Here is a 24723-nt window from a genome sequence, read left to right as displayed (position 1 = left end):
CCAATGGGGAGCGCAACCGTGGAACCTCAGGTGCTCATCGCCGGTGCCGGCCCGACCGGGCTGACACTGGCCTGCGAACTCGCCCGTCGCGGCGTTTCCTTCCGCCTGGTCGAAGCCGCCCCCGGTCCCCGGCCCGGCTCGCGCGGCAAGGGCCTCCAGCCGCGCACCCTCGAGGTGTTCGACGACCTCGGGATCGTCGGGCGCGTCCTCGCCAACAGCCGGGCGCTGCCGATCCGGTCGACCGCGCCCGACGGCCGGGTCACGGTGGCGGGCGACGGGCCGGTGGAACACCGCCCCGACATCCCCTACCCGACGAGCGTGATCACGCCGGAATGGCGGGTCGAAGAGGCGCTGCGGCTGCGGCTGGCGGAGCTCGGCGGCGCGGTCGAGTTCGGCACCACGCTCAGCGGCTTCACGCAGTCCGGCGACGGCGTGTCGGCGGTGGTCGTCCGGGACGGCGGAACCGAGACGATCACGGCGGACTGGCTCGTCGGCTGCGACGGCGGCCACAGTACCGTCCGCAAGCGGGCCGGGATCGCCTTCGAGGGCGAGACCCGCGACGAAGTCCGGATGATCGTCGCCGACGTCGAGGTCGACGGCCTCGATCGCGACGCCTGGCACCTGTGGCGACACGAGGAGGGGTTCGCGGCTCTCTGCCCGCTGCCCTCGACCGGCGTCTTCCAGTACCAGGCCACCCTCGGTCCGGGCCAGGACCCCGGCCTGGACCTGGCGAACCTGCGGGCGATCCTCGAGCGGCGCAGCGGCCGCACCGACCTCCGGCTCCACGAGCCGGAGTGGTCGTCGTTGTGGCGCGCGAACATCCGCCTCGCCGCCCGCTACCGCGCGGGCCGGGTGTTCCTCGCCGGCGACGCCGCGCACATCCACTCGCCGGCCGGCGGCCAGGGGATGAACACCGGTGTCCAGGACGCGTACAACCTGGGCTGGAAGCTGGCGAGCGGGTCCCCGCTCCTGCTCGACAGCTACGAGGCCGAGCGGCGGCCCGTCGCGGCCGGCGTGCTCGGGCTCTCGAACGCGCGCCTCGAGCAGGCGATCGCGCAGAAGGACATCCCGGCCCGCCGCGACGCGGACACGATGCAGCTGAGCGTGCACTACCGCGGCTCGGCTCTGGCGCGCGACGACCGCGGCGAGACGGCGTCACTGCGTGCCGGAGACCGCGCCCCGGACGCGACCGGGCTGCGGACGGCCGACGGCGAACGCCGGCTGTTCGACCTGACCCGCGGTGGGCGGTTCACGGCGCTGAGCTTCGGGACGGCGACGGCGGCCGGGGTCCGGACCTTCCGCGTCGTCGCCGAGCCGGCCGGCCCCGGCGAGATCGCCGACCCCGAAGGGCGCTTGGCCGCCGCCTACGGCGCGGGCGAGCACACCCTGGTGCTGATCCGCCCCGACGGCTACATCGCGCTGATCTCCGACTCCGGTGCCGGTTCGGCGGTGCCGGACTACCTCGCCGCGCTCGGCTGAGCGGGTCACGCCAGGCGGTGCCCCACGAACGCCAGGACGTCCGGCAGGATCGCGCGCCAGTACTCGTCTTTGTGCCCACCCGGGGAAAACCGCGCGACGGCGGGCGAAACCGCCTTCACCAGCTTGCGATCCGCGGCCAGGAACGGATCCGCCTCGCCGCACCAGACGCCGAGGGTGTCCGGCCGCAGTTCTCCCGTGTGCAGCAACGGTTCCTCGGCGCGCCAGTTGGCCTCGTCCGCGAACACCTTGCGGCCGCGGGCATCCGGCCAGCTGACGAACAGGGCCGCGCTCGCGGTCGCGACCGCCTTCAGGTCCGGGTGGGCGCGGGCGAAGCGCAACGCGCCGAAGCCGCCCATGGAAATGCCGAACACCGCCGAGGCCGGGCGCAGATCGGCGGCCGCCAGCAGGCCCGGGACTTCGTCGGTGAGCATGCGCTGCGGGTCGTCGTCACCGCCGACGCCGACCCAGTAGTGGTCGCCGTCGAGCGCGGCCACGGCGAACGGCGGGACGCCCGCGCGGACGGCCTGCGTCACCGCCGCGGGGACACCCAGGTCGAGGAACGTCCGGGCGTGGGCACCGCGGCCGTGCAGGGCCAGGCACACGGGCAGGCCCGACGCCGGAACGCCTTCAGGGGTGATGAGGACCAGGTCGACGTCCGTGCCCCGGGCGGCGGAGTGCACGCGCTGGACCGTGACCGGGCCCCGCGGCGCCGACGGACGCGCCGGTGGCGGCACCGGCGGCGCGCTCGGGGCCGGCTCGGACGGCGAGCAGCCCGCCAGCAGCGCCAGTGCGCTGCCGGCGAGCAGGCCGCGGCGGGAGAGCACGGGTCAGCCCCGGCTCTCCTCCTCCGCGAACTCGTCGTCGTCTTCGGTGTCTTCGCGCGGCGCCTTGTACGGGTCGACGTCGCCGGCGTGCTGGGCGCCGGTGGCCCGGCGCGCGACCTCCGCGTCGGCCTCGCGGGCCTTGGCGAGGAGGTCCTCGATCCGCTTCGACTCCTCGGGGATGGTGTCCGCGACGAACGTCAGCGTCGGCGTGTAGCGGACCCCGGTGCCCTGCCCGACCTTCGTGCGCAGCACGCCGCGCGCCGATTCGAGCGCGGCCGCGGCACCGGCGAAGTCCGGGACGGAGTCCAGCTTTTCGCCGAGCACCGTGTAGTACACCGTGGCGTCGTGCAGGTCGCCGGTGACTTTCGTGTCCGTGATGGTCACGTAGTTCAGCCGGGGGTCCTTGACCTCGTGCTCGATCGCGGACGCCACGATCTGCGAGATCCGCTTGGCGAGCTTGCGAGCCCGAGCCGGATCAGCCATGTCGTTCTCCTAGAAAGGTCTAATCTTCCGGTCCGAGCAGCCGGCGGCGGGCGGAGAGCAGTTCGAACTCCGGCCGGCTCGCCACGTACCGCTCACACGAGTCGAGCACGTCCCGGACGTGCTCGCCACCTTCGGCGACCACGGCCACCCCGATGAGGGTCCGGCGGTGCAGGTCGGTGTGCCCGGCTTCGGCCACCGATACGGCGAAGCGCTTGCGCACCTCCGCCAGCACCGGACGGACCACGGATCGCTTCTGCTTCAGCGAATGGACGTCGCCGAGCAGGATGTCGAGCTCGAGAGCTCCGACGTACATAGGCAGTTTTGGTGGTGTAGTAGGGAGACACCGGGTGCGCGCCGAAACGCGCACCCGGTGTCGGCCGTCCTTACGCTCGCGGCTTCTCGCGCTGCTCGTAGGTCTCGATCACGTCGTCGACCTTGATGTCGCCGTACGAACCGAGCGTCAGACCGCACTCGTAGCCCTCGCGGACCTCGACCACGTCGTCCTTGAACCGCCGCAGCGAGCTGATCGGCAGGTTCTCCGCGACGACGGTGCCGTCGCGGAGCAGACGTGCCCGGGCGTTGCGCCGGATCTCGCCGGACATGACCAGGCAACCCGCGATCGTGCCGATCTTGGAGGACTTGAAGACCTCGCGGACCTCCGCGCGGCCCAGCTCGACCTCTTCGTACTCCGGCTTGAGCATGCCCTTGAGGGCCTGCTCGATCTCGTCGATCGCCTGGTAGATGACCGTGTAGTACCGGACGTCGACGCCCTCGCGGGTGGCCCGCTCGGTCGCCTTGCCCTGGGCCCGGACGTTGAACCCGAGGACGATCGCGTCGGACGCGGTCGCCAGGTCGATGTCCGACTCGGTCACGCCACCGACGCCGCGGTGGACCACGTTCAGCTCGACCTCGTCACCGACGTCCAGCTGGAGCAGCGAGGCTTCGAGGGCCTCGACCGTACCCGAGTTGTCACCCTTGATGATCAGGTTGAGGCTGTTCGTCTCCTTCAAGGCGGAGTCGAGGTCCTCGAGGCTGACCCGCTTGCGGCGCGACGCGTTGAGCGCGTTGCGCGTACGAGCGGAGCGGCGCTCGGCGATCTGCCGGGCGACGCGGTCCTCGTCGACCACCAGGAAGGTGTCGCCCGCGCCGGGCACCGACGTGAAGCCGATGACCTGGACCGGACGCGAGGGCAGCGCCTCGGTGACGTCCACGTTGTGCTCGTCGACCATCCGGCGGACGCGGCCGTAGGCGTCGCCCGCCACGACCGAGTCGCCGACGCGCAGCGTGCCTCGCTGGACCAGCACGGTGGCCACCGGGCCGCGGCCGCGGTCGAGGTGCGCCTCGATCGCGACGCCCTGGGCCTCCATGTCCGGGTTGGCCCGGAGGTCCAGCGCGGCGTCTGCGGTCAGCAGGATCGCTTCCAGCAGGCCGTCGATGTTGATGTTCTGCCGCGCGGAGATCTCGACGAACATCGTGTCGCCGCCGTACTCCTCGGCGATCAGGCCGTACTCGGTGAGCTGCTGCCGGATCTTGTCCGGGTTCGCGCCCTCCTTGTCGATCTTGTTGATCGCCACCACGATCGGGGCCTTCGCGGCCTGGGCGTGGTTGATCGCCTCCACCGTCTGCGGCATGACGCCGTCGTCGGCCGCCACCACGATCACCGCGATGTCGGTCGAGTTCGCACCACGGGCACGCATGGCGGTGAACGCCTCGTGACCCGGGGTGTCGATGAAGGTGATGAGCCGCGGGTTGCCGTCGAGCTCGGTCTCGATCTGGTACGCACCGATGTGCTGCGTGATGCCGCCGGCCTCGCTCTCGCGGACCTTCGTCTTCCGGATCGTGTCGAGCAGGCGGGTCTTACCGTGGTCGACGTGACCCATGATGGTCACGACCGGCGGCCGGACCTGGAGGTCCTCTTCCTCACCCGCGTCTTCGCCGTAGGTGATGTCGAAGGTCTCCAGCAGCTCACGGTCCTCCTCCTCGGGCGAGACGACCTGAACGTTGTAGTTCATTTCGCCGCCGAGCAGCTCGAGGATGTCGTCCGACACGGACTGCGTCGCGGTGACCATCTCGCCGAGGTGGAAGAGCACCTGCACCAGCGAAGCCGGGTTGGCGTCGATCTTCTCGGCGAAGTCGGTCAGCGAGGCACCACGCGGCAGCCGGATCGTCTCGCCACTGCCCTTGGGCAGGCGGACGCCGCCGACGCTGGGCGCCTGCATGTTGTCCATGTACTCCTGGCGCTTCTGCCGCTTCGACTTGCGGCCCTTGCGCGAGGGACCACCGGGGCGCCCGAAGGCACCCGCCGTGCCGCCACGGCCACCGGGGCCGCCACGACCGCCGCCGCCACCGCGGAAGCCGCCGCCACCGGCCGGGGCACCCGTGCCACCGCCCGGACGGAAGCCGCCGCCACCGCCGCCGCCACCGGGGCCGCCGCGGAAGCCACCGCCGCCGCCACCGCCACCGGGGCCGCCGCGGAAACCGCCGCCGCCACCGGGACGACCGCCGCCACCGGGGCCGCCACGGGCGCCGCCGCCGGGACCACCGCGGGCGCCGCCACCGGGACCGGCGGGACGCTGCGTGCGGCCCGGCATCATGCCGGGGTTCGGCCGCGGGGGCATGTTGCCCGGGCTCGGCCGGTTGCCACCAGCGCCGCCGCCGGGCCGCGGGGCCGGACGGTCACCGCCGCCCTGACCGCCACCGGGACGCGGCGGGCGGTTGTCGCCGCCCTGACCGCCACCGGGGCGCGGGGCCTGCGGACGCGGAGCCGGGGCGCCGGAACCGACGCCGAACGGGTTGTTGCCGACGCGCGGGGTGCGCGGGCCGGGCTTGGGACCGCCGGGCTTGGGGCCCTGCGGCTTCGGCGGGACGACCGAGCCGCTGCCGCCCTGGGCGGGCGCGGCCGGGGTGTCCTGCTTGGGCGCAGCGGGAGCGTCGGCCTTGGCGGCCGGGACCTGCTGCTGGGGTGCGGGCGTGGCCGGGCGCGGGCCGGGCCGCGGACCGGGGCGCTGCCCCGGGGTGGCCGGCTTCGCCGCGGCGGGTGCCTGCTGCTGGGGCGCGGCCGGAGCCGGCGCGGGTGCCTCCTTGGCCGCCGGCGCCTGCTGGGCAGGGGCGGGGGGCTTCGGGGCGGCGGGCTTGGCGGCCGGCGGGCCGGGGCGCGCCGACGGGCCGGGGGTGGGCTTCTTGGCGCCCTTGGGCGCATACGCGTCGCGGAGACGGCGGGCGACGGGCGCCTCGACCGTGGACGACGCGGACTTGACGAACTCGCCCTGTTCCTTCAACTTCGCGAGAACGTCCTTGCTGGTGATGCCGAGCTCCTTGGCGAGCTCGTGTACGCGGGCCTTGCCTGGCACAACTCTCCTCATCTAGGGGAGGCCAGGCGGGGAACCCGCTGACCTCGTCCTTATTGTCTGACGCTCATGGCTTCAGCTTCACGGCTGACTCATGACGGGTCGACCTGCTTCCTTGATTCCTCGCGGGCCCGGGGACGTCCCGGGCTCGTGGTGCGGGGCGGTGCGCTCGACGTGCTCGCGGACCTCGCGGGCGTCGAGCGCCCCCGGAGCCCGCAGGGCTCTGGGGAAGGCCCGCCGCCGTTCGGCCTTGGCCAGGCAGTCCGGGTCGGGGTGCAGCCAAGCCCCCCGGCCCGGCAGCCGCCGACGCTCGTCGACGACCACCCGCCCGGCCACCGCGACCACGCGCAGCAGCTCACCGATCAATGCCCGCCGCTTGCAGCCGACACAAGTCCGCACCGGGAGATTCCGGTGGGGCTGGTGCTCGGCTACCCGCCGCGGGCGTTGAACCACTCCTGAGTCTAGCGCTTCGACCTTCACTCAGCCGAACCGGTTGTCGCGGCGGGCCGCGACGGACTGGCGTGGTCTTGATCACCCTCGTCGTCCGCCGGTGCGGCGTCGCTGCGGATGTCGATCCGCCAGCCGGTCAGGCGGGCGGCGAGGCGGGCGTTCTGGCCCTCCTTGCCGATCGCCAGCGAGAGCTGGAAGTCCGGCACCACGACCCGGGCGGTCTTCGCCCGCTCGTCCACGACTCGTACCGAAACAACCTTCGCGGGCGACAGCGCATTCCCGACGAAGCGGGCCGGGTCGTCGGAGTAGTCGATGATGTCGATCTTCTCGCCGGCCAGCTCGCTCATCACGTTGCGCACGCGCGCGCCGACCGGGCCGATGCACGCGCCCTTGGCGTTGACGCCCGGCACGGTGGACTTCACGGCGATCTTCGTGCGGTGCCCGGGCTCGCGCGCGACGGCGGCGATCTCGACGGTGCCGTCGGCGATCTCCGGCACCTCGAGCGCGAACAGCTTGCGCACCAGGTTCGGGTGCGAGCGCGAGAGCGTGATCTGCGGGCCGCGGTTGCCGCGCGACACCGTGACGACGTACGCCTTGATCCGGCTGCCGTGCTCGTAGGACTCCCCCGCCACCTGTTCGGCGGAGGGCAGCACGCCCTCGGTGTCACCCACCTGGACCACGACCATGCCGCGGGCGTTGGCGCGGGCGTCGCGCTGGATGACGCCGGCGACGATCTCGCCCTCCTTGGTGGAGAACTCGCCGAAGGTCTTCTCGTGCTCGGCGTCGCGCAGCCGCTGCAGGATGACCTGGCGCGCGGTGGTGGCGGCGATCCGGCCGAAGCCCTCGGGGGTGTCGTCCCACTCCTCGTCGACCTGGCCGTCGTGGGTCAGCGTGTGCGCGAGCACGCGCACCAGGCCCGTCTTGCGGTCGATGTCGATGCGGGCGTGCGGCTGGTGGCCCTCGGTGTGCTTGTACGCGGTGAGCAAGGCCGTCTCGATGGCCTCGATCACCGTTTCGAAGGGGATGTCCTTGTCCCGTTCGATCGCCCGCAGCGCGGCGATGTCGACGTTCACTTCGACCCCTTCTCCGTCTCGGCGGCGATCATGCCGGACGCGTCGTCTTCGAGCAGTTTCAGGTCCTCGGCGGGCGGCTGCTTGAACTCGATCTCCACGACCGCCTTCGCCACGTCGGCGTAGCGGACGTCGCGGACCTTGCCGCCTTCGAGGACGCGGGCGGCGTGTTCGCCCGCGTGGCCGACCCGGCCGATGAAGGCCGCGCCCTCGACCGGGGTGATCTTCACCAGGCGGAACCGCGCGCGCCGCCAGTGCCGCGGCTGGGTGAGCGGGCGGTCGAGGCCCGGCGAGGTGACCTCGAGGGTGTAGGCGCTCGCGAGCACGTGCTCGTTTTCGTCGAGCGCCGCCGAGACCTTGCGGCTGACCTCGGCGACCTCGTCCAGCCCGACCCCGTCGTCGGCGTCGACGACGACCTTGACCAGCTGCCGCCGGCCGGCCTGCTGCACCTCGAACGAGTCGAGGTCGAAACCCGCGGCGGTGACGGCTTCGGCCACTATCGGCTGAAGCCGGCTGGCGAGTTCTCCTGGCACGTGGGGCTCTCCTTGTTTCGGGCTGGAGTTGCGCGGGTCGGTGGTGGACCAGCTTATCCGGTCCCCCGTTCACTCCGCGCGAGCGGCGGGGCCGCCCCGGGGCCTGGCAGGATGGGCCGACGTGACCGGAAGACCGACCGACCTGACCCGTCGTGCCGCCCTCCGCGCGGGGGCGCTGGCCGCGCTGGCCGTCCCCTTGGCCGCGTGCGGGCCCGGCTACGACGAGAGCCCCGACCCGCTGCAGCCGCTGCTGGCCGCCGCCGAGGCCGACGCCGCCGCCGCGCGGGCGCTGGCCAAGGGCGAGGACGCCGACGCCGCCGGCCAGCTCGCCGACGCGCGCGCGGCGCACGCGGCCGCGCTGAAGTCCGAAGTGGACCGGCTGAACCGGCCGAAGCCGGCGCCGTCCGCGCCGCCGGCGGCGCCGGCCGCGTTGAGTGACCTGAAGGAGCGGCTGGCGGCCGCGCGCAAGCAGGCCGAGGACCTCGTCGGCGGGCTGCCGCGCTACCGGGCCGGGCTGGTCGCGGCGGTGGCGGCGGGCTGCGCGGCGCTGCAGCGCACGGCCCCGGCGCTGGGCCCCGGCGAGGACGCGCCGGCGCCCGTGGCGGCGGCCGGTGCCGCGCCGGCGGAGGCGGTGGACCCGCTGCAGACCGCGCTCGCCGCCGAGCACGCCGCCGTCTGGGTGTACGGCCTGGTCAGCGCGTTCCTGCCGGGCGACTTCGGCGACGCCGAGAAGGCCGGCGCCGCGGAGCACGCGGTGCGCCGCGACCTGCTGCAGACGATGCTGTCGGCGTCCGGCGCGACCCCGGTGTCGCCCGAGGCGGCGTACGTGCCGAAGAAGCCGGTGACGGACGCGAAGTCGGCGTCGCTGGTGGTCGCGACGGCCGAGGCCGACTGCGCGAACGCGTGGCTGGCGGTCATCAACCACACCGACGACGCGGGTCTGCGCACGACGGCACTGCACGCGCTGGTGGCGGCTTCGCGGCGCGGCACGCCCTGGCGCTCCGAAGCGGGCGAGAAGCCGACGGCGATCGCGATGCCCGGCCAGACGAGCTGAGCGCCCCAATGTGGCCTTGGTTGCTCCACCGATGCCCCCACCACCACCCTCAACGGAGGCGCTCCGCGCCGCAGTGCTGATTCAACGCACCCAATGTGGCCTTCGGTGCGTCAGACGCACCGAAGGCCACATTGGGGCGCTTGGGGACCGGTCAGCCCTTGAGGTCGTCGGAAAGGCGGAGGGCGTCCTCGGCGATCTTCTTGATCAGCTTCTTGTCCTTGTGCTTGTCGTAGAAGTCCGCCAAAACGATCGTCGTGTTCGTGCCTTCGACTTTCGATGCGTACGCCGCGTCGGTGCCGCTCACGCTCGGGGCGCCGTCGGCCGTGTACGTCTTGTCCTTCACCAGGTCCGTGACGTTGCCGGTGCCGTCCTTCTCGGTCAGCGTCTTGAGCGCCTTCGCCTTCGTCGAGTCCGGCATGCCGACCACGACCACCGACACCAGCGCCTTCGCCCCGCCCGTCTCCGTCGTGTACAGCGCGCGGACCAGCGACTGGCACGGCGTGTCCTCGAAGAACTTCTGGGTGTCGCCGTAGGACTTGGCCGAGCAGTCGTTGACGCGGTCCGGTCCGGCGACCTTGGTGAACTGGTACTGGCCGGTGTTCTGGGCCGGCGGCTGGGCGACGGGCGTGTCCGGCGTCGAGTCGTGCCGGATCAGGTACCACAGCAGCCCGGCGACGACGGCGATCGCGACCAGCCCGGCGCCGCGCAGCGCCAGGGCCTTGGTGTCCCTCGGCGGCGGCCCGGGAGCGGGCGGCCGCGGCTGCGGGGGCACCGCGCCCAGCGGGGCCGTGTCGGACGGGCCTGGGGTGAAATGCGCACCAACCACGGGGCCATACGGTAGTTCACCGCCCCGAGCGCGTTCACTCGAATGCGCGTAAGACGCGTTCGACGTCGTCAGCGGTGTTGTAGAGGTGGAAGCCGACGCGCACCCGGCCGCCCCGGACGCTCGAGACCACGCCCGCCGCCGCGACCCGCTCCGGGTCGGCGTCGAGCGAGACGATCGCGGTGCCGCGCGGGGGCCGCCCGAGCTTCTCGAGCAGCAGGTCGGCGAGGCCGGTGTTGTGGGCCGCGACCTGGGCGAGGTCGAGCCCGCCGAGGTACTCCAGCGCGGCGGCCGCGCCGACCTGGGCGAGCCAGACCGGCGAGAGGTCGAACGCGCGGGCGTCGCCGGCCAGGCGCAGCGGGAGGCCGTAGACCGTGGTCCACGGGTCCTCCCCCGCGTACCAGTTCGCCGCGACCGCCCGGGTGCGCTCGTGCGCGTCCGGCCGCACGTACAACCACGCGCAGCCGCGCGGGGAGAGCAGCCACTTGTAGCCCGCCGCGACCACCCAGTCCGCCCAGGCGACGTCCAGGGGCAGCCAGCCGACGGCCTGGGTGGCGTCGAGCAGCACGGCCGCCCCGGCGGACTCGGCCGCGGCCCGCAGGGCGGGCAGGTCGGCGAGCCGGCCGTCGGCGGACTGGACGACGCTCACCGCGACGACGTCGTGGCCCTCGACCCGCTCCGGCAAAGCTTCGAGGGGCACCTCGGTCACCGTGACGCCGGGGTTGGCCGCGAAGGGGAAGGTCACGCTGGTGAAGTCCCCTTCGGCGGCGAGCACGCGGGTGCCGGCGGGCAGCGCGGCGGCGACGTTGGCGACCAGCTGCGAGGCCGACGCGCCGATCGCGACCCGCCCGGGCTCGACGCCGAGCAGGCGGGCGAACCCGGCCCGCGACCGGTCGACGTACTGGTCGAACTCCGCCGGCCGCGTCGCGCCGGTGCGCCACCGTTCGACGGACTCGGCGACCGCCACCGCCACCGGGGCCGGCGGGATGCCGACGCTGGGCGTGTTCAGGTATCCGGGCGGGACGGCGAAGTCGGTCATGGTCTTCAGGCTGGCAGATCCGGGCAACCCGATTACGGCAGCAGCGCGACGACGTCGGCGTAGCTCGGTGGGCTCAGCGGCAGGTCCCGGCCGTCGCGGACGGCCGTCGCCGTCCCGGCCGCGGCTTGAAGGGCCATGCGGTACGGCAGCGAGCCGAGGCTGACGCGCGCGACGCCCAGTTCCGCCAGCCCGGCGAAGGTGACTTTGCCGGGGAGGAACAGCAGGTTGAGCGGGAGACCGATGTCGACGATCTTCCGGACGTCCGAAGGTGCGGCCAGGCCGGGGACGAAGATGCCGTCGGCACCGGCGTCCGCGTAGGCCTTCGCCCGGTTCTCGGCGTCTCGGATCGAGTGGTCACCGGCCCAGTGGGTGTCGGTGCGGGCGTTGAGGAACAGGTCCGGCACGCGGTCCTTGACGGCCTTGATCAGGGCGGTTTGGTGCTCGACGGCGGCGAGCCCGTCTTCGAGGTTGACCCCGACGGCACCGGCGTCAGCGAGTTCCTCGGCGAGGTCGGCGACGGCGGCGGGGTCGCCGCTGAAGCCGTCGGCGACGTCGACGCTGACGAGGACGTCCAGCTTGGCCAGGCGGTTCGCGAGGGCGACGGTGGCTTCGCGCGTCGAGGGCGCGCCGTCGGGCTCGCCGGTCGCCGCGGACACGCCGAGGCTGGTGGTGCCGAGGGCGCGGAAGCCCTGGGCGGCAAGGAAAGCGCCGACGCCGAACTCCCAGGCGTTGGGGAGGAGGAGCGGGGAGCCGGGGAGGTGGAGGGCGCGGAATTCGTCCATGGGACCGAATCTAGGAGCGGGACGCTTCGGCGGGCGCCGAACTCACGCCGAGGCGGGAGTGTGCTCCGCGTCGTAGGCGTCCCGAGCCTCCTGGACCGCCGTCATGTGCCGGCGGGCCCAGCGGTCCAGCATGTCCAGCGGCTCCGAGAGATTGCGGCCCAGCGCCGTCAGCTCGTACTCCACCTTCGGCGGGATCACCGCGTACGCCGTGCGCGTCAAGATCCCGTCGCGGACCAAGCTGCGCAGCGTCTGCGTCAGGACCTTCTGGGAGATGCCGTCCACCCGGTGGGCGATCTCGGTGAACCGCAGCGGGCCGTCCCTCAGCGCGCCGACGATCAGGACCGTCCACTGGTCGCCGATGCGGTCGAGCAGCTGGCGGGTCGGGCAGTTGCGGTCGTACGGGTCCGGCACCACGGCACACCTCACTTTCCCGGGGAGAGTAACACTCCGTTCAGACAGTGGCCATGAGCGTCGTGAACAGGAGCTTGAGGTGATCGTCGCGTCGAGCAGCCGGACGCGCATCGCCGCGCTGCGTTCCTCCTGCGTGCGGCCGGGCGATCGCCGTCGTGGCGCTGACAGGCGCCCGACTTTACGGGGCCACCGGCGCGGCCTCGACCAGCCCCGCCACGACCCGCCCGATGAACCGGGCGAGGAACCGGCGGTAGAACCAGCCGGTGCCGGGGATCTTCGCCGTGAACGACGAGTGCCAGTGGATCTCCGTACCGCCGTCCACCGGGGTGAGGTCGACGTAGGCGACGTAGTCCCGCAGCGGCAGGCCGTGGTCGAGGGCGTAGCCGAACCGGCGGCCGGGCTCGAGCGCGACGATCTCCTCGTACGAGCGGACGCCGCCGGTCCGGAACAGCCGGATCGCGCCGAGCCCCTCCGGCTCGTCCTTCCCTTCGCGAACCAGCTCGAACGAGCCCAGCGGCGACCAGCGCGGCCAGCTCGCGCCGTCGCGCAGCAGGGCGTACACGGTGTCGGGGTCCGCAGAGGTCACCCCGCGAACCGAGATTCTCTGTACCATTCGGTACGTGTACCATTTGGTACATGATCGACGCAAGCCCGCGCGCGAAGCTCCTCGAGGCGGCGATCGACCGCATCGCCCACCACGGCGGCGCGGCCAAGAGCCTGCGCGCGCTCGCCGCCGACCTCGGCACCAGCCACCGCATGCTGATCTACCACTTCGGGTCGAAGGAAGGCCTGCTCACGGCGGTGGCGCGGGAGGTCGAAGCCCGCCAGCGGACAGCGCTCGCCGACCTGGACCCGGCGGACTTCTGGCGCCGGCTCACCGACGACGACCTGCGCGCCAACGAAAAGCTCTTCTTCCAGCTCTACGGCCAGGCCCTCGGCGGCACCCCGGGGACGACGGAGTTCCTCGACGGCGTCATCGACGACTGGCTGGGCCCGGTCGAGGCGCTCCTGGCCGAGCGCGGCATCCCGGAAGCCGACCGGCCCGCCCACGCCCGGCTGGGCCTCGCGGTAACGCGCGGCCTGCTGCTGGACCTCGTGACAACGGGCGACCGCGACGCCGTGAACTCGGCGATGGCGCAGTTCCTGGCGATGTACGAACAGAACCCGTGATACTGGCGCGATGCGTCTGCTACTGGGGTTCCTGGCCGCACTGATCACGACGAGCGGGCTGACGCCCGTGGCAACGGCCGCCGCCGGAACGGTCCGCGAAACGGCCTGGGTCGAAACCGGCACCGACCACGACCGCGACGGAAAGCCCGACCGCGTCGCCGCGGACGTCGTCCGGCCGGCTACCGGCGGGCGAGTCCCGGTGATCCTGGACGTCAGCCCGTACTACGCGTGCTGCGGCCGGGGCAACGAGTCGCAGAAGAAGACCTACGCGCCGGACGGCACCCCGGAGCAGTTCCCGCTGTTCTACGACAACTACTTCGTGCCGCGCGGCTACGCGGTGGTGCTGGCCGACGTCGGCGGGACGAACCGCTCATCGGGGTGCTTCGACGATGTCGGCAGCGGCAACGCCGTCGTGGATTGGCTCAACGGGCGGGCGAAGGCGTTCGACTCCCCCGAAGGCGGCCGGCCGGTGCAGGCGGACTGGGCCACCGGGGACGTCGGCGCGATCGGCAAGTCCCAGGACGGCGCCACCGCGATCGGCATGGCCGCCTCCGGCATCGCCGGGCTGAAGACCGTGGTGCCGATCGAAGGCGTCGCCGACAACTACAGCCAGCTCGTCGCGAACGGCGCGCCCCTGGCCACGCCGGAGCACACCGGGTCGGCCTTCACCTACAACGAACGCGCGGCCGAGCTGTGCGAGCCGTTCGAAGCGGACCTGAAGGCGCGCATGGGCACGAACGGCGACTACAACGCCTACTGGCGGAGCGTGAACTACGTGCCGCGGCCCGGGCGGGCGAGCGTGCTCGTCGCGCAGGGCTTCGGGGACGGCGCCGTCGCTCCGAACCAGTTCGCCGCCTACTGGGACGCGCTCGGCCGGGCGGGTGTCCCGCGCAAGGCGTGGCTGAGCCAGGCCGGGCACGTCGACCCGTTCGACCTGCAGCGCGCGCGGTGGGTCGAGACGCTCGGCCGCTGGTTCGACCGCTGGCTGAAGGGTGTCCGCAACGGCGTCGAGGACGAGCCCGCGGTGCACCTCGAAACCGCCCCCGGCCGCTGGACGGACGTCCGCGCCTGGCCGCCCGCGACGGCACCGGTGACGGTGCGCGGGTCGGCCGACGGCACGCTCGGGCTCCGCGGCTCGGGCACGGCCACGGTCGTCGACGACCCCGCCGTGGGCCGCGAGGACTGGGCGGCCGGGGTGTCGGCCGCGCGGTTCACCGGCGCTCCCCTGCCCTCGGCGGTGCGGATCGCCGGGTCGCCGTCGGTGACGGTCACGGCGTCGTCCGACAAGACCGCCGCGCGGCTCGGCGTCGCGCTCGTCGACTACGGGCCTGCCGACGCGCGCAACACCGCGAACTACGGCAGCGGGATCAAGAACCTCACGACGTCGTCGTGCTGGGGCGTGAGCAGGCCCGGCGATTCCGCGTGCTTCCTCGACACCGCCGCCGACGTGGTGCACGTCGACCACCGGATCGTCGCGTACGGCTCGGCGGACCTCGGGCACCACGCGACGCTGCGGCACGGCGAGCCGCTCGTGCCGGGCCGGACGTACTCGATGACGTTCACCCTCACCGCGCTCGACCACGTCGTGCCGGCCGGGCACCGGCTCGGCCTGCTGCTCGGCGGCACCGACGGGCTGCTCTTCGACCCGGACCTGCCGGCGCCGGGTGACACGCTGACGTTCGACCTCGCCCGGACGTCGCTCACCCTCGGCCTTACAAAGCCCGAACACTAGGCGGACGCGCTCCGAACACCGCCCCGCGAAAGTTCTCCCCGTAGGCACCTCACCCAAGGGAGACACGATGCGAGGAACCACCTGGACGCGGCTGGCGCTGGCGGGCTGCGGGAGCGCGGCCTGCCTGCTGGTGGCGGCGCCGCTGGCCTCGGCCCAGACGACGTCGCCGGCGCCGGTCGCGCCGATCACGCTCAGCCCCGAGGAGTCGCAGCAGGTCTGCTCGGACTGGGTGCCGAAGCTGCAGAAGAAGGCCGACAACCTCCAGAAGCGGATCAACGGCGGCCCGGAGGTGCCCGGTTCGGTCGCGAACCTCAAGGCGCGGGCCCAGGACCAGCGCGCCGCGGGCCACGAAGACCGCGCCAAGAAGCTCGACGACCGTGCCACCAAACGCCAGGGCCGGATCGGCGAGCTGACCACGGCCAAGCAGAAGCTCGACGCCTTCGCGTCCGCGCACTGCAAGCCGGCCAAGTGAGGGCCGCGAGGGTCGCGGCGGCGGTCGGGGCCGCCGCGCTCATCGCGCTCGGCTGCTCGGCCTGCCGGGACAACCTGGTCGGCTCGCCGTCCGGCGACGCGCCCGCGTCGTCCGAACTGAGCGGCATCGAGTCGACGCTCAACGGCATCGAATCCGACATGAACAGCGATGGCTCGCCCTGACCGGCTAGCGTCTCCCCGTTGGTGACGGCGGCGACGGGAGCAGGCATGGGGTCACCGGGACGCGGCCTCGTCCTCGTGGTCGAGGACGAGGCCGCGATCGCCGAGCTGGCGGCGCTCTACCTCAAGCGCGACGGCTTCGGCGTGCACGTCGAGGCCGACGGCGGCCGCGCGCTGGACGCCGTCCGGCGGCTCAAGCCGGTGGCGATCGTGCTCGACATCGGACTGTCCGGAATGGACGGTATCGAGATCTGCAAGGCGCTGCGCGCGGCCGGCGACTGGACGCCGGTGCTGTTCGTCACCGCCCGCGACGACGAGCTGGACCGGTTGCTGGGCCTGGAGATCGGCGCCGACGACTACCTGACCAAGCCGTTCAGCCCGCGCGAGCTGGCGGCCCGGGTCCGGACGGTGCTGCGCCGCGCGTCCGGGGCGACACCGGCCGCGGAGACGTTCGCCGTCGGCGGCGCGCGCGTGGACGTCACCAGCCGGCGCGCCTGGGCGGGCGACACCGAGGTTTCCCTGACGTCGACCGAATTCGACCTCCTCACGCACCTGCTCCGGCACCCGGGTCAGGTGCTTTCGCGCGACCAGCTGCTGAGTGCCGTCTGGGGGTACGCCGCGGCGGCGGGCACGCGCACGGTCGACGTCCACGTGGCACAGCTGCGGGCGAAACTCGGCCCGGCCAGTCCGATCAGGACGGTGCGGGGCATCGGCTACGCGGCGGACCCGGCATGAGGTACCGCGGCACGCTCGCCGGGCGGATCACGCTGGTGTGCCTGGCGGTCGCGGGGGTCGCGGTGATCGTCGCCGGGCTCGTCGCGGCCCGGCTGGTCCGCACGACGGCGGACAACGTGCTGCAGTCGTCGCTGTCGGCGCAGGCCGACGTGGTCGCGACGCAGCTCGACGAGACCGGCATCGGCAACCGGCTCGGCGTGGGCAAGGTGGCCGACGTCGTGCGCGGGCAGGGCATCTCGGTGGTCGTCCGGCGCGCGGGCGGGCAGGCGCTCGGCGAGGCGGTCGCGGTGCAGGCGGCGACCAAGCTCGGGCTCGCCGCGGACCACTCGGGACGCGTCACGGTCGGCGGCTCGCAGTACCTCGTCGAGACGCGGGTGGTCGGCACGCGCGGGGCGGCGTTCGCGCTGGTCCTGCCGGCACGCAATGCCGAAGCGACGCAACGGGCGTTGGTGCGCAACATCGCGCTGGCGCTGGGGATCGGGCTGCTGGTGGCCGCGCTGGCGGGCTTCGGGTCGGGCCGCCTGCTGGGCCGTCCGCTGCGCCGGGCGGCCGCGGCCGCGGGGTCGTTGCGGGCGGGACGGCGGGACGTGCGGGTGCCGGTCGAGGGGCCGCGCGAGGTGGCGGAAGTCGCGGGCTCGCTGAACTCGCTGGCCGACGCGCTGGCGGTGAGCGAGGCGCGGCAGCGGGAGTTCCTGCTGTCGGTGTCGCACGAGCTGCGGACCCCGTTGACGGCGGTGACGGGCTTCGCCGAGGCGATCGCGGACGGCGTCGCCTCGGGGGACGACGCCGTCCGCGCGGGTCGGACGATCCAGCGCGAGGCGGTGCGGCTGGAGCGGCTGGTGACGGACCTGCTGGAACTGGCGCGGCTGGGTGCCGACGAGTTCCGGCTGGACCTCGCCACGGTGGATCTGGCCGCGCTGGTCCGCGACTGCGCCGAGGTGTGGCAGCTGCGGTGCGCCCGGGAGGACGTGGAGCTGCGGGTTTCGGCGCCCGCCGCCCCGGTCCCGGTGGTGGCGGACGCCCGGCGGCTGCGGCAGGTCGTCGACGGGCTGGCGGAGAACGCGCTGCGGGTGACCCCGGCCGGCGCGCCGATGGTGTTTTCGCTGTCGGTGTCCGCTTCGGCGGCGGCGTTGTCGGTGCGCGACGGCGGGCCGGGGCTGGCGCCGGAGGACTACCCGGTGGCGTTCGAGCGAGGGGTGCTCAACGCGCGCTACCGGGACCGGCGGCCGGTGGGCTCGGGGATCGGGCTGGCGCTGGTGCACGGGCTGGTGACGCGGATGGGCGGGACGTCGGCGGCGGGCCCGGCGCCGGAGGGCGGGGCGGCGTTCACGATGACGTTCCCCCTGGCGCCAGCTGGGCCGCCCGGTCGGTGACGTCCATCAGGGCCCAGTGCTCGACCACCCGGCCGTCGCGGACGCGGATCATGTCCATGCTGGTCACGGCGTAGCTGCGGCCGGTCGCGAGCTCCGTTCCCGTGCTCGTGTAGCGGTTCACCGAGAACTCGCCGTCGGCGACGTTCTGCTCGACCCGAACGCCGATGTCGCCGAAGCCGGCGAAGATCCCGCCGTCCAGCATGGCCTCCCACTTCGCGCGCCAGGCGTCGATGCCGTGGTGGTCGCCCCCGGCGCCGCCGCGGTGGTCGACGACGTCCGGGTCGATGTAGCGCAGGCCTTCCGCGACGCTCTCGGCCGTGAACGGCGTCAGCGCGACCAGCCGGCGGTGGACTTCGGCGGCGTCCATGCTCACTCCTTAAGTGGGGACTTCCCCGGATAGGGGTGCGGTTAAGATAACCGGGGAACTCCCCGCTTGGCAAGGAGCGCGATGCCCGCACGAGCCCGCCGGTCCGACGCCCGCGACAACCACGCGCTCCTGCTGGCCGCGGCGAAGGAGGTGTTCGCCGAGGACGGCCCGGACGCCCCGCTCGACCGCATCGCCCGGCGCGCGGGCATCGGCAACGCGACGATGTACCGGCACTTCCCCAGCCGCCGCGAGCTGGTCATCGCCGTGTACGCGAGCGACGTCGCGTCACTGACGGCCGACGCACGGCTCGACGCCCCCGACCCGGGCGCGGAACTGTTCGCGTGGCTGGCGGCATTCGTCGAGCACGTCCGGGACAAGCGCGCCCTCGCGTTGTCGCTGACCACGCCGGCGGGCGACCACGAAACGCTGTTCGCCCAGTGGCACGCGACGGTGAACGAGACGGCCGCGGCCCTGGTGGAGCGCGCCAAGGCGGCCGGCGCCGTCGCCGCGGACACCGAGGCCATCGATCTCCTCCTGCTCGCCACCGGCATCGCGCTTTCGGGGGCGTCGGATCGCGCCGGACGCCTGCTGGACCTGGTGCGCCGCGGGGTATCGACCGCGGGCGGGCCGTAGGGTTCCGAGCATGGAGATGCTGCACCTGCGCTACTTCGTCGCGGTCGCCGAGGAACTGAACTTCTCCGCCGCCGCGCGGAAGCTGCACATGGCCGCCTCTCCGCTCTCGCAGCGGATCAAGGACCTCGAACACGAACTCGGCGCGCAGCTGTTCGACCGCAGCACCCACCACGTCACCCTCACCGCCGCCGGGACCGCGCTGCTGCCGCTCGCGCGTGAGGTTCTCGAGCAGGTCAGTGCCATTCCCTGGAAGATCCGGGAGGCGACCCGGCCGCGGCGCAGCACCGTCTTCCTCGGCATGCCCGCCGGCGTGCACCCCGCGCTGCGGGACCGCGTCAACGCCCTCGCCGCGCGCGTCCACGAGACCTACGAGCTGAAACGGTGGCCCGGCACCACCGCCGATCTCGTCCAGGGCGTGCACGAGGGCAAGCTCGCCCTCACCCTGGCCCGGCTGCCGGTCAGCGATCCGGCTCTGGAGCAGGTGCCCGTCATGTCGGAACGGCTCGGCGCGGTCGTCCCGGCCGACCTCTTCGCCGGCCGGGACTCGGTGAGCCTTGCCGAGCTGACCGAATTCCCGTACGTCGCCTCACCAGGGGAAATCACCCCCGCCTATTTCGACCAGCTCGACCACCAATTGGCGGAAATGGGCGTCAGGAAACGTATCCGGCTGACCAACACCGGCTACGGCGGGACGTCGGAAATCATTTCCAGCGGCGAGGCCTTTTCCATTTCCATGCTCGACGAGAAGAGCCCGATGCACGGCTACCGGCTCGACAACGTCATCGTCCTCCCCTTCACGGATTTCCACCCCCAGCTGGACACCGGCCTGCTCTGGCGGCACGACCGCGCCGGCGGGGACCTGCACGGGCTCGTCGAAGCCGCGAAAGACGTCTTCGGCGACCCGATCACCACATAGAGAATGGTATGACCGCTGCGGTCACACCATTGTTCGCATCATGATCATTCCCTTTCGCGCCGCCCGCGCCTACGTTCGGAAGTAGAGCGAAACTTCCAAGGCGCGAAAGGACGGAAAGATGACGACCGGACCGCTGGACGGCGTGCGCGTGATCGACCTCTCGACCGTGGTGATGGGCCCGTACGCGGCCCAGATCCTGGGTGACCTGGGCGCCGACGTGATCAAGATCGAGTCGCCCGCGGACACCGTCCGGGTGGGCCAGTACCGCACCACGCCGGGCATGACCGCGCTGAACCTCAACGTCAACCGCAACAAGCGCAGCGTGGCCCTCAACCTCAAGGACGAGACCGAGCGCGAGCAGGCCCTCAAGCTGATCGACACCGCCGACGTGCTGATCACCAACATGCGCCCCGGCGCGCTGAGCCGGCTCGGCCTGAACTACGCCGACGTCGCCGCGCGCAACCCGCGCCTGGTCTACGCCCACGCGCAGGGCTTCCGCGGTGACTCGCCCCAGGCCGGCAACGCCGCCTACGACGAGACCGTGCAGGCCTCCTCCGGCCTGGTCGACGTCGCCAACCGCGCGCTCGGCGAGCCGGTCTACCTGCCGACGATCATCGGCGACAAGGTGTCGTCGCTGACCATCGCCTACAGCGTGCTCGCCGCGCTGGTCCACCGCGACAAGACCGGCCAGGGCCAGCAGATCGAGATCCCGATGACCGACACGCTGCTCGCCTTCAACCTGGTCGAGCACCTCGCGGGCCACACCTACGAGCCGGCCGAGGGTCCCACCGGGTTCGCGCTGTCGATGACGAAGGGCCACGCCGCGGTCCGCACCAAGGACGGCCTCGCCTGCGTCATCCCCTACAACCCGAAGAACTTCCGCGACTTCTTCGCCGCCGCGGAGCGCCCGGACCTCGCGGACGACCCGCGCGTCAACGGCGAGGCCATCGACCGCGCCGACAACGAGTGGCTGACCCAGCAGATCGCCGCCTGTGCCCCGGCGCTGACCACCGAGGAGTGGGCCGAGGTCTGCGCGAAGCACAGCATCCCGATGGCGCCGGTGTTGGAGCTGGACAAGGCCCACGAGAACCCGTACGTCCGCGACGGCCACCTGCTCGACACCGTCGAGCACCCGACCGAGGGCACCATCCGCACGGTCGGCATCCCGGTGAAGTTCTCCGCGACGCCCGGCTCGATCCGCCGCCTGGCCCCGCTGGCCGGCCAGGACACCGCCGAAGTCCTCGCGGAACTGAACTGAAAGAAGCAGGACATGACCGAAGTACGCACCGAACGGATCGGCGGCACCCTGCTGATCACGATCGACCGGCCCGAGGCCCGCAACGCGGTGAACGCCGCCGTCGCGACGCAGCTGGCCGCCGCCCTGGACGAGCTGGAAGCCGAGCCCGCGCTGCGGGCGGGCGTCCTGACCGGCGCCGAGAACACCTTCAGCGCCGGCATGGACCTCAAGGCCGCGCTCAAGGGCGAGTCCCCGGAGATCCCGGGCCGCGGGTTCGGCGGCCTCACCGAGGCCGAGCTGACCAAGCCGCTGATCGCCGCCGTCGAGGGGTTCGCCATGGGCGGCGGGTTCGAACTGGCGCTGGGCTGCGACCTGATCGTCGCCGCCGAAGACGCCAAGTTCGGGCTCCCCGAGGTGAAGCGCGGCCTGATCGCCGCCGGTGGCGGTGTCATCCGGCTGCCGAAGCGGATCCCGCACCACCTCGCGATGGAGTTCCTGCTGGCCGGCGAGCCCGTCACCGGCCGCCGCGCCGGCGAACTGGGGCTGGTCAACCGCGTGACGCCGGCCGGTGACGCCGCCGCGGTCGCACTGCAGCTGGCCGAGAAGCTGGCGGAGAACGCGCCGCTCGCGCTGGCCGCCGTCAAGAAGATCGTGCGCGCCGCGGATCCGAAAGCCGTGCAGCGTGAGGAAATCAAGAAGCTGATGCAGTCCGCCGACGTCCGCGAGGGCATGACCGCCTTCGCCGAGCGCCGCGCTCCGAAGTGGACAGGCGAATGAAGATCGAAGAAGTCCGGCGGCACGTGACGACCCCGCTGACCGCGCCGGCGTTCGCGCCGGTCGTCCCGAGGTTCACCGACCGCGAGTACCTGAACATCGTCTACCGCACCGACGCCGACGCCCTGCGCGCCGTCGTGCCGGAGCCGCTGAAGGTCGGAGAACCGTTGGTGCGCTTCGAAGTCATGAAGATGGGCGACGTCTCCGGCTACGGCCCGTACACCGAGTCCGGCCAGGCGATCGAGGTCGCTTTCGACGGCGAGCGCGGCGAGTACCTGCACGCGATGTACCTCGACAACTTCCCGGCGACCGCGTCCGGGCGCGAGGTCAGCGCCTACCCGAAGACCGTCGGGTCGCCGAACCTCTATGTCGACAACGGCGTCCTGGTGGGCACTTTGGACTACGGGACGCTCCGGGTGGCCACCGCGACCATGGGCTACAAGCACCACGAACTGGACGCCCGCGAGGCGGAGAAGCAGATCACCGTCCCGACGTTCATGCTCAAGACCATCCCCGGCTACGACGGCGCCCCGCGCGTCCAGGAGCTGGTCCGCACCGAGATCACCGACGTGGTGGTCAAGGAGGCCTACACCGGCCCGGCGCGGCTGCAGCTGTTCCAGCACGTCCTCGCGCCGCTCGCGGACCTCCCGGTGCTGGAGGTCGTGTCCGCGAGCCACATCGTCACCGACCTGACGCTCGCCCCGGTCAAGCCGGTCTTCGACTACCTGAAGGGAGTTCAGTCATGAAGCACGCCGCCGTCATCGGCGCCGGCACCATCGGCCTGTCCTGGACGGCGCTGTTCGCCCGCCACAGCCTGACCGTCCGGGTCACCGACCCCCGTCCCGACCTCGCCGAAGCGGTCGAAACGGCGCTGGCCCAGTTCGCTCCGCACCTCGGTACCACGGCCGAGGAACTGGCGAGCCGTGTGCACATCGCCGCCGACGTGACCGAAGCGGTGCGAGACGCGGATGTCGTGCAGGAGAACGGGCCCGAGAGCGTCGAGTTCAAAAAGGACTTGTTCAAGCAGCTCGTCGAGGAGGCTCCGGAGCACGCGCTGCTGCTGAGTTCGTCGAGCGCCATCCCCTCGACGGCGTTCACCGGCGAGATCGACGGCAGCCGGGTCCTCATCGGACACCCGTTCAACCCGCCGCACCTGATCCCGCTGGTCGAGGTCGTCCCCGGCGAGCGCACCAGCGACGAGTCCGTGCAGCACGCGGTGGACTTCTACACCCGCCTCGGCCGGACGCCGGTCGTGGAGCGCAAGGAAATGCCGGGATTCGTGGGGAACCGGCTGCAGAACGCGCTCAGCCGCGAGGCGATCTACCTCGTCGAGCAGGGAGTGGTGACTCCAGCAGACCTGGACATCATTTTGACCAGGTCGCTCGGGATCCGCTGGGCGACCGTCGGGCCGTTCCTCGGCTCGCACCTCGGTGGCGGTCCCGGCGGCTACCGGCACATGGCCGAGCACATCGGCAAGTCCATGAAGAAGATGTGGGCCGGCCTCGGCACCCCCAGCCAGAGCCCCGAAGAGCAGGAACGGCTCATCGAAGCCGTCGAACAGGCTTACGGCTCCTCCACGTACTCGGACCTCGCCGAGACGCGCGACCGCAAGCAGCTGGCCGTTTTGCACGCAGTGGAGGAGAACTGAGATGGAACCGCTCAAGGACAAGCTGACCGCCGACTTCTACGACTTCGAGGCGCTGCTGCCCGACGACGAGCGCAAGCTGCTCGTCAAGGCGCGCGAGTTCATGACCACCGACGTCAAGCCGCTGGTGAACGAGAACTGGGAAGCCGGCACCTTCCCGAAGGAACTGATCGGGATGTTCCGTGACAGCGGGCTCGCCGGCCTGCCGTACGAAGGCTACGGCGAGCACAAGCCCGCGGTCAGCCACCTGCTCACCGGCATGATGGCGATGGAGATGAGCCGCACCGACGCGTCCGTGGCGACGTTCTTCGGTGTCCACAACGGACTCGCGATGTATTCGATCTACAGTGGAGGGAGCCAGGAGCAGCGCGACCGGTGGTTGCCGGAGATGGCGGCGATGGACAAGATCGGCGCGTTCGCGATGACCGAGCCGCTCGGCGGGTCCGATGTGGCCGGTGGCATGCGCACGGTCGCCAAGCGCGACGGTGACAGCTGGGTCCTCGACGGCGCCAAGAAGTGGATCGGCAACGCGACCTTCGCCGACTACGTCGTGGTGTGGGCGCGGGACGTCGACGACAACCACGTCAAGGGGTTCGTCGTCGAGAAGGGCACGCCGGGGTTCGTGCCGGAGAAGATCCAGGGCAAGACCGCGTTCCGGATCGTCGAGAACGCCGAGATCACCCTGACCGGGGTCCGCGTCCCGGAGGCGAACCGTCTGCAGGGCATCAACTCCTTCCGCGACGTCGCGGAGATCCTGCGCGCCACCCGCGGCGGCGTCGCGTGGCAGGCGCTGGGCGTGATGATCGGCGCCTACGAAGCCGCGCTGGCTTACGCGCAGGAGCGCCGGCAGTTCGGCCGGCCGATCGCGCGGTTCCAGCTGGTGCAGGACCTGCTCGTGAAGAGCCTCGGCAACATCACCGCGTCGTGGGGCATGCTCGTGCAGCTGGCCCGGCTGCAGGACGCGGGGATCTTCAAGGACGAGCACTCGTCGCTGGCCAAGGCGTTCGTCACCTCGCGGATGCGGGAGGTCGTCGCCTGGAGCCGGGAGATCTTCGGCGGCAACGGGATCGTGCTCGGCTACGACGTCGCGCGGTTCTTCGCCGACGCCGAGGCGATCTACTCGTTCGAAGGCACGCGCGAGATGAACACCCTGATCGTCGGCAAGGCGATCACCGGGCAGAGCGCGTTCGTGTGA

General features: G+C 72.3%; 28 protein-coding genes. 15 read left to right on the top strand and 13 right to left on the bottom strand.

Annotation, left to right across the window (positions count from 1 at the left end; translation table 11 throughout):
- Window positions 1-18: 18 nt before the first annotated feature.
- Entirely contained in the window at window positions 19-1479 is a 1461-nt protein-coding gene (locus tag AB0J40_RS35110; RefSeq protein ID WP_364461988.1) for an FAD-dependent oxidoreductase, read from the top strand.
- Window positions 1480-1484: 5 nt separating this feature from the next.
- On the opposite strand, the gene AB0J40_RS35105 is transcribed toward AB0J40_RS35110, so the two are convergent.
- The 7 genes from AB0J40_RS35105 to rimP form a co-directional block, all read right to left on the bottom strand.
- The gene (locus AB0J40_RS35105; protein ID WP_364461985.1) at window positions 1485-2303 is read right to left on the bottom strand and encodes an alpha/beta hydrolase-fold protein; all 819 of its coding nucleotides are present in this window, start codon (window positions 2301-2303) and stop codon (window positions 1485-1487) included.
- A gap of 3 nt (window positions 2304-2306) precedes the next feature.
- Window positions 2307-2786 (bottom strand): 30S ribosome-binding factor RbfA, encoded by a 480-nt coding sequence (gene rbfA / locus AB0J40_RS35100; protein WP_364461982.1) that lies wholly within the window; start codon window positions 2784-2786, stop codon window positions 2307-2309.
- A gap of 19 nt (window positions 2787-2805) precedes the next feature.
- Window positions 2806-3099, bottom strand: coding sequence for a DUF503 domain-containing protein (locus AB0J40_RS35095; RefSeq protein ID WP_364461979.1), 294 nt, complete (start codon window positions 3097-3099; stop codon window positions 2806-2808).
- A 70-nt stretch (window positions 3100-3169) separates the two neighbouring features.
- Window positions 3170-6136 carry a translation initiation factor IF-2 gene (infB, locus tag AB0J40_RS35090; RefSeq protein ID WP_364461977.1) on the bottom strand — a complete coding sequence of 989 codons (2967 nt, stop codon included), beginning with the start codon at window positions 6134-6136 and terminating at the stop codon, window positions 3170-3172.
- A 78-nt stretch (window positions 6137-6214) separates the two neighbouring features.
- On the bottom strand, window positions 6215-6499 hold the full coding sequence (locus AB0J40_RS35085) for a YlxR family protein (protein WP_364461975.1): 285 nt from the start codon (window positions 6497-6499) through the stop codon (window positions 6215-6217).
- 110 nt (window positions 6500-6609) lie between these two features.
- Complete coding sequence (gene nusA / locus AB0J40_RS35080) at window positions 6610-7656, bottom strand: transcription termination factor NusA (RefSeq protein ID WP_364461972.1); 1047 nt, start codon at window positions 7654-7656, stop codon at window positions 6610-6612.
- Complete coding sequence (gene rimP, locus AB0J40_RS35075; RefSeq protein ID WP_364461969.1) at window positions 7653-8186, bottom strand: ribosome maturation factor RimP; 534 nt, start codon at window positions 8184-8186, stop codon at window positions 7653-7655. The genes nusA and rimP overlap by 4 nt, the downstream gene beginning before the upstream one ends.
- A gap of 121 nt (window positions 8187-8307) precedes the next feature.
- Between rimP and AB0J40_RS35070 the strand changes: the two genes are divergently transcribed.
- On the top strand, window positions 8308-9240 hold the full coding sequence (locus AB0J40_RS35070) for a ferritin-like domain-containing protein (RefSeq protein ID WP_364461967.1): 933 nt from the start codon (window positions 8308-8310) through the stop codon (window positions 9238-9240).
- 151 nt (window positions 9241-9391) lie between these two features.
- On the opposite strand, the gene AB0J40_RS35065 is transcribed toward AB0J40_RS35070, so the two are convergent.
- The 5 genes from AB0J40_RS35065 to AB0J40_RS35045 form a co-directional block, all read right to left on the bottom strand.
- On the bottom strand, window positions 9392-10012 hold the full coding sequence (locus AB0J40_RS35065; RefSeq protein WP_364462091.1) for a hypothetical protein: 621 nt from the start codon (window positions 10010-10012) through the stop codon (window positions 9392-9394).
- A gap of 88 nt (window positions 10013-10100) precedes the next feature.
- Entirely contained in the window at window positions 10101-11102 is a 1002-nt protein-coding gene (locus AB0J40_RS35060) for an aminotransferase class V-fold PLP-dependent enzyme (RefSeq protein WP_364461964.1), read from the bottom strand.
- 32 nt (window positions 11103-11134) lie between these two features.
- The gene (locus tag AB0J40_RS35055) at window positions 11135-11884 is read right to left on the bottom strand and encodes an isocitrate lyase/phosphoenolpyruvate mutase family protein (protein WP_364461961.1); all 750 of its coding nucleotides are present in this window, start codon (window positions 11882-11884) and stop codon (window positions 11135-11137) included.
- 42 nt (window positions 11885-11926) lie between these two features.
- Window positions 11927-12298, bottom strand: a complete 372-nt coding sequence (locus tag AB0J40_RS35050; protein WP_364461959.1) for a helix-turn-helix domain-containing protein — start codon at window positions 12296-12298, stop codon at window positions 11927-11929.
- Between the two features lie 175 nt (window positions 12299-12473).
- Complete coding sequence (locus AB0J40_RS35045; RefSeq protein ID WP_364461956.1) at window positions 12474-12908, bottom strand: SRPBCC family protein; 435 nt, start codon at window positions 12906-12908, stop codon at window positions 12474-12476.
- 23 nt (window positions 12909-12931) lie between these two features.
- Between AB0J40_RS35045 and AB0J40_RS35040 the strand changes: the two genes are divergently transcribed.
- The 6 genes from AB0J40_RS35040 (at window position 12932) to AB0J40_RS35015 (ending at window position 17956) form a co-directional block, all read left to right on the top strand.
- Window positions 12932-13465: a TetR/AcrR family transcriptional regulator gene (locus AB0J40_RS35040; RefSeq protein WP_364461953.1), complete on the top strand. Its 534-nt coding sequence runs from the start codon at window positions 12932-12934 to the stop codon at window positions 13463-13465.
- 10 nt (window positions 13466-13475) lie between these two features.
- Window positions 13476-15197, top strand: a complete 1722-nt coding sequence (locus tag AB0J40_RS35035) for a CocE/NonD family hydrolase (protein ID WP_364461950.1) — start codon at window positions 13476-13478, stop codon at window positions 15195-15197.
- A 67-nt stretch (window positions 15198-15264) separates the two neighbouring features.
- Entirely contained in the window at window positions 15265-15669 is a 405-nt protein-coding gene (locus AB0J40_RS35030) for a hypothetical protein (protein ID WP_364461947.1), read from the top strand.
- Complete coding sequence (locus tag AB0J40_RS35025; protein ID WP_364461945.1) at window positions 15666-15851, top strand: hypothetical protein; 186 nt, start codon at window positions 15666-15668, stop codon at window positions 15849-15851. Before AB0J40_RS35030 ends, AB0J40_RS35025 begins: the two co-directional genes overlap by 4 nt.
- 45 nt (window positions 15852-15896) lie before the next feature.
- Window positions 15897-16583 carry a response regulator transcription factor gene (locus AB0J40_RS35020; protein WP_364461943.1) on the top strand — a complete coding sequence of 229 codons (687 nt, stop codon included), beginning with the start codon at window positions 15897-15899 and terminating at the stop codon, window positions 16581-16583.
- Entirely contained in the window at window positions 16580-17956 is a 1377-nt protein-coding gene (locus AB0J40_RS35015) for a HAMP domain-containing sensor histidine kinase (protein ID WP_364461940.1), read from the top strand. The genes AB0J40_RS35020 and AB0J40_RS35015 overlap by 4 nt, the downstream gene beginning before the upstream one ends.
- Here the strand turns inward: AB0J40_RS35015 and AB0J40_RS35010 are convergent.
- A complete protein-coding gene (locus tag AB0J40_RS35010; protein WP_364461937.1) occupies window positions 17910-18323 on the bottom strand; it encodes a nuclear transport factor 2 family protein in 414 nt (137 codons plus the stop codon). The two genes, AB0J40_RS35015 and AB0J40_RS35010, sit on opposite strands and share 47 nt — an antisense overlap.
- Before the next feature lie 81 nt (window positions 18324-18404).
- Here AB0J40_RS35010 and AB0J40_RS35005 point away from each other — a divergent pair, with 81 nt between their 5' ends.
- The 7 genes from AB0J40_RS35005 (at window position 18405) to AB0J40_RS34975 (ending at window position 24723) form a co-directional block, all read left to right on the top strand.
- Window positions 18405-18956 (top strand): helix-turn-helix domain-containing protein, encoded by a 552-nt coding sequence (locus AB0J40_RS35005; protein WP_364461934.1) that lies wholly within the window; start codon window positions 18405-18407, stop codon window positions 18954-18956.
- Between the two features lie 10 nt (window positions 18957-18966).
- Window positions 18967-19872: a LysR family transcriptional regulator gene (locus AB0J40_RS35000; RefSeq protein ID WP_364461931.1), complete on the top strand. Its 906-nt coding sequence runs from the start codon at window positions 18967-18969 to the stop codon at window positions 19870-19872.
- A gap of 118 nt (window positions 19873-19990) precedes the next feature.
- Entirely contained in the window at window positions 19991-21130 is a 1140-nt protein-coding gene (locus AB0J40_RS34995; RefSeq protein ID WP_364461928.1) for a CoA transferase, read from the top strand.
- Between the two features lie 12 nt (window positions 21131-21142).
- Window positions 21143-21886 (top strand): crotonase/enoyl-CoA hydratase family protein, encoded by a 744-nt coding sequence (locus AB0J40_RS34990; RefSeq protein ID WP_364461925.1) that lies wholly within the window; start codon window positions 21143-21145, stop codon window positions 21884-21886.
- The gene (locus AB0J40_RS34985) at window positions 21883-22629 is read left to right on the top strand and encodes an acetoacetate decarboxylase (protein ID WP_364461922.1); all 747 of its coding nucleotides are present in this window, start codon (window positions 21883-21885) and stop codon (window positions 22627-22629) included. The genes AB0J40_RS34990 and AB0J40_RS34985 overlap by 4 nt, the downstream gene beginning before the upstream one ends.
- Window positions 22626-23531 carry a 3-hydroxyacyl-CoA dehydrogenase NAD-binding domain-containing protein gene (locus AB0J40_RS34980; RefSeq protein WP_364461919.1) on the top strand — a complete coding sequence of 302 codons (906 nt, stop codon included), beginning with the start codon at window positions 22626-22628 and terminating at the stop codon, window positions 23529-23531. The genes AB0J40_RS34985 and AB0J40_RS34980 overlap by 4 nt, the downstream gene beginning before the upstream one ends.
- 1 nt (window position 23532) lies before the next feature.
- Window positions 23533-24723 (top strand): acyl-CoA dehydrogenase family protein, encoded by a 1191-nt coding sequence (locus AB0J40_RS34975; protein ID WP_364461916.1) that lies wholly within the window; start codon window positions 23533-23535, stop codon window positions 24721-24723.

The sequence above is a fragment of the Amycolatopsis sp. NPDC049691 genome (assembly GCF_040675005.1).
GTDB lineage: Bacteria > Actinomycetota > Actinomycetes > Mycobacteriales > Pseudonocardiaceae > Amycolatopsis.
Note: the sequence above shows the minus strand (reverse complement) of the source record. Positions and strands in the feature narration are given on the sequence as shown.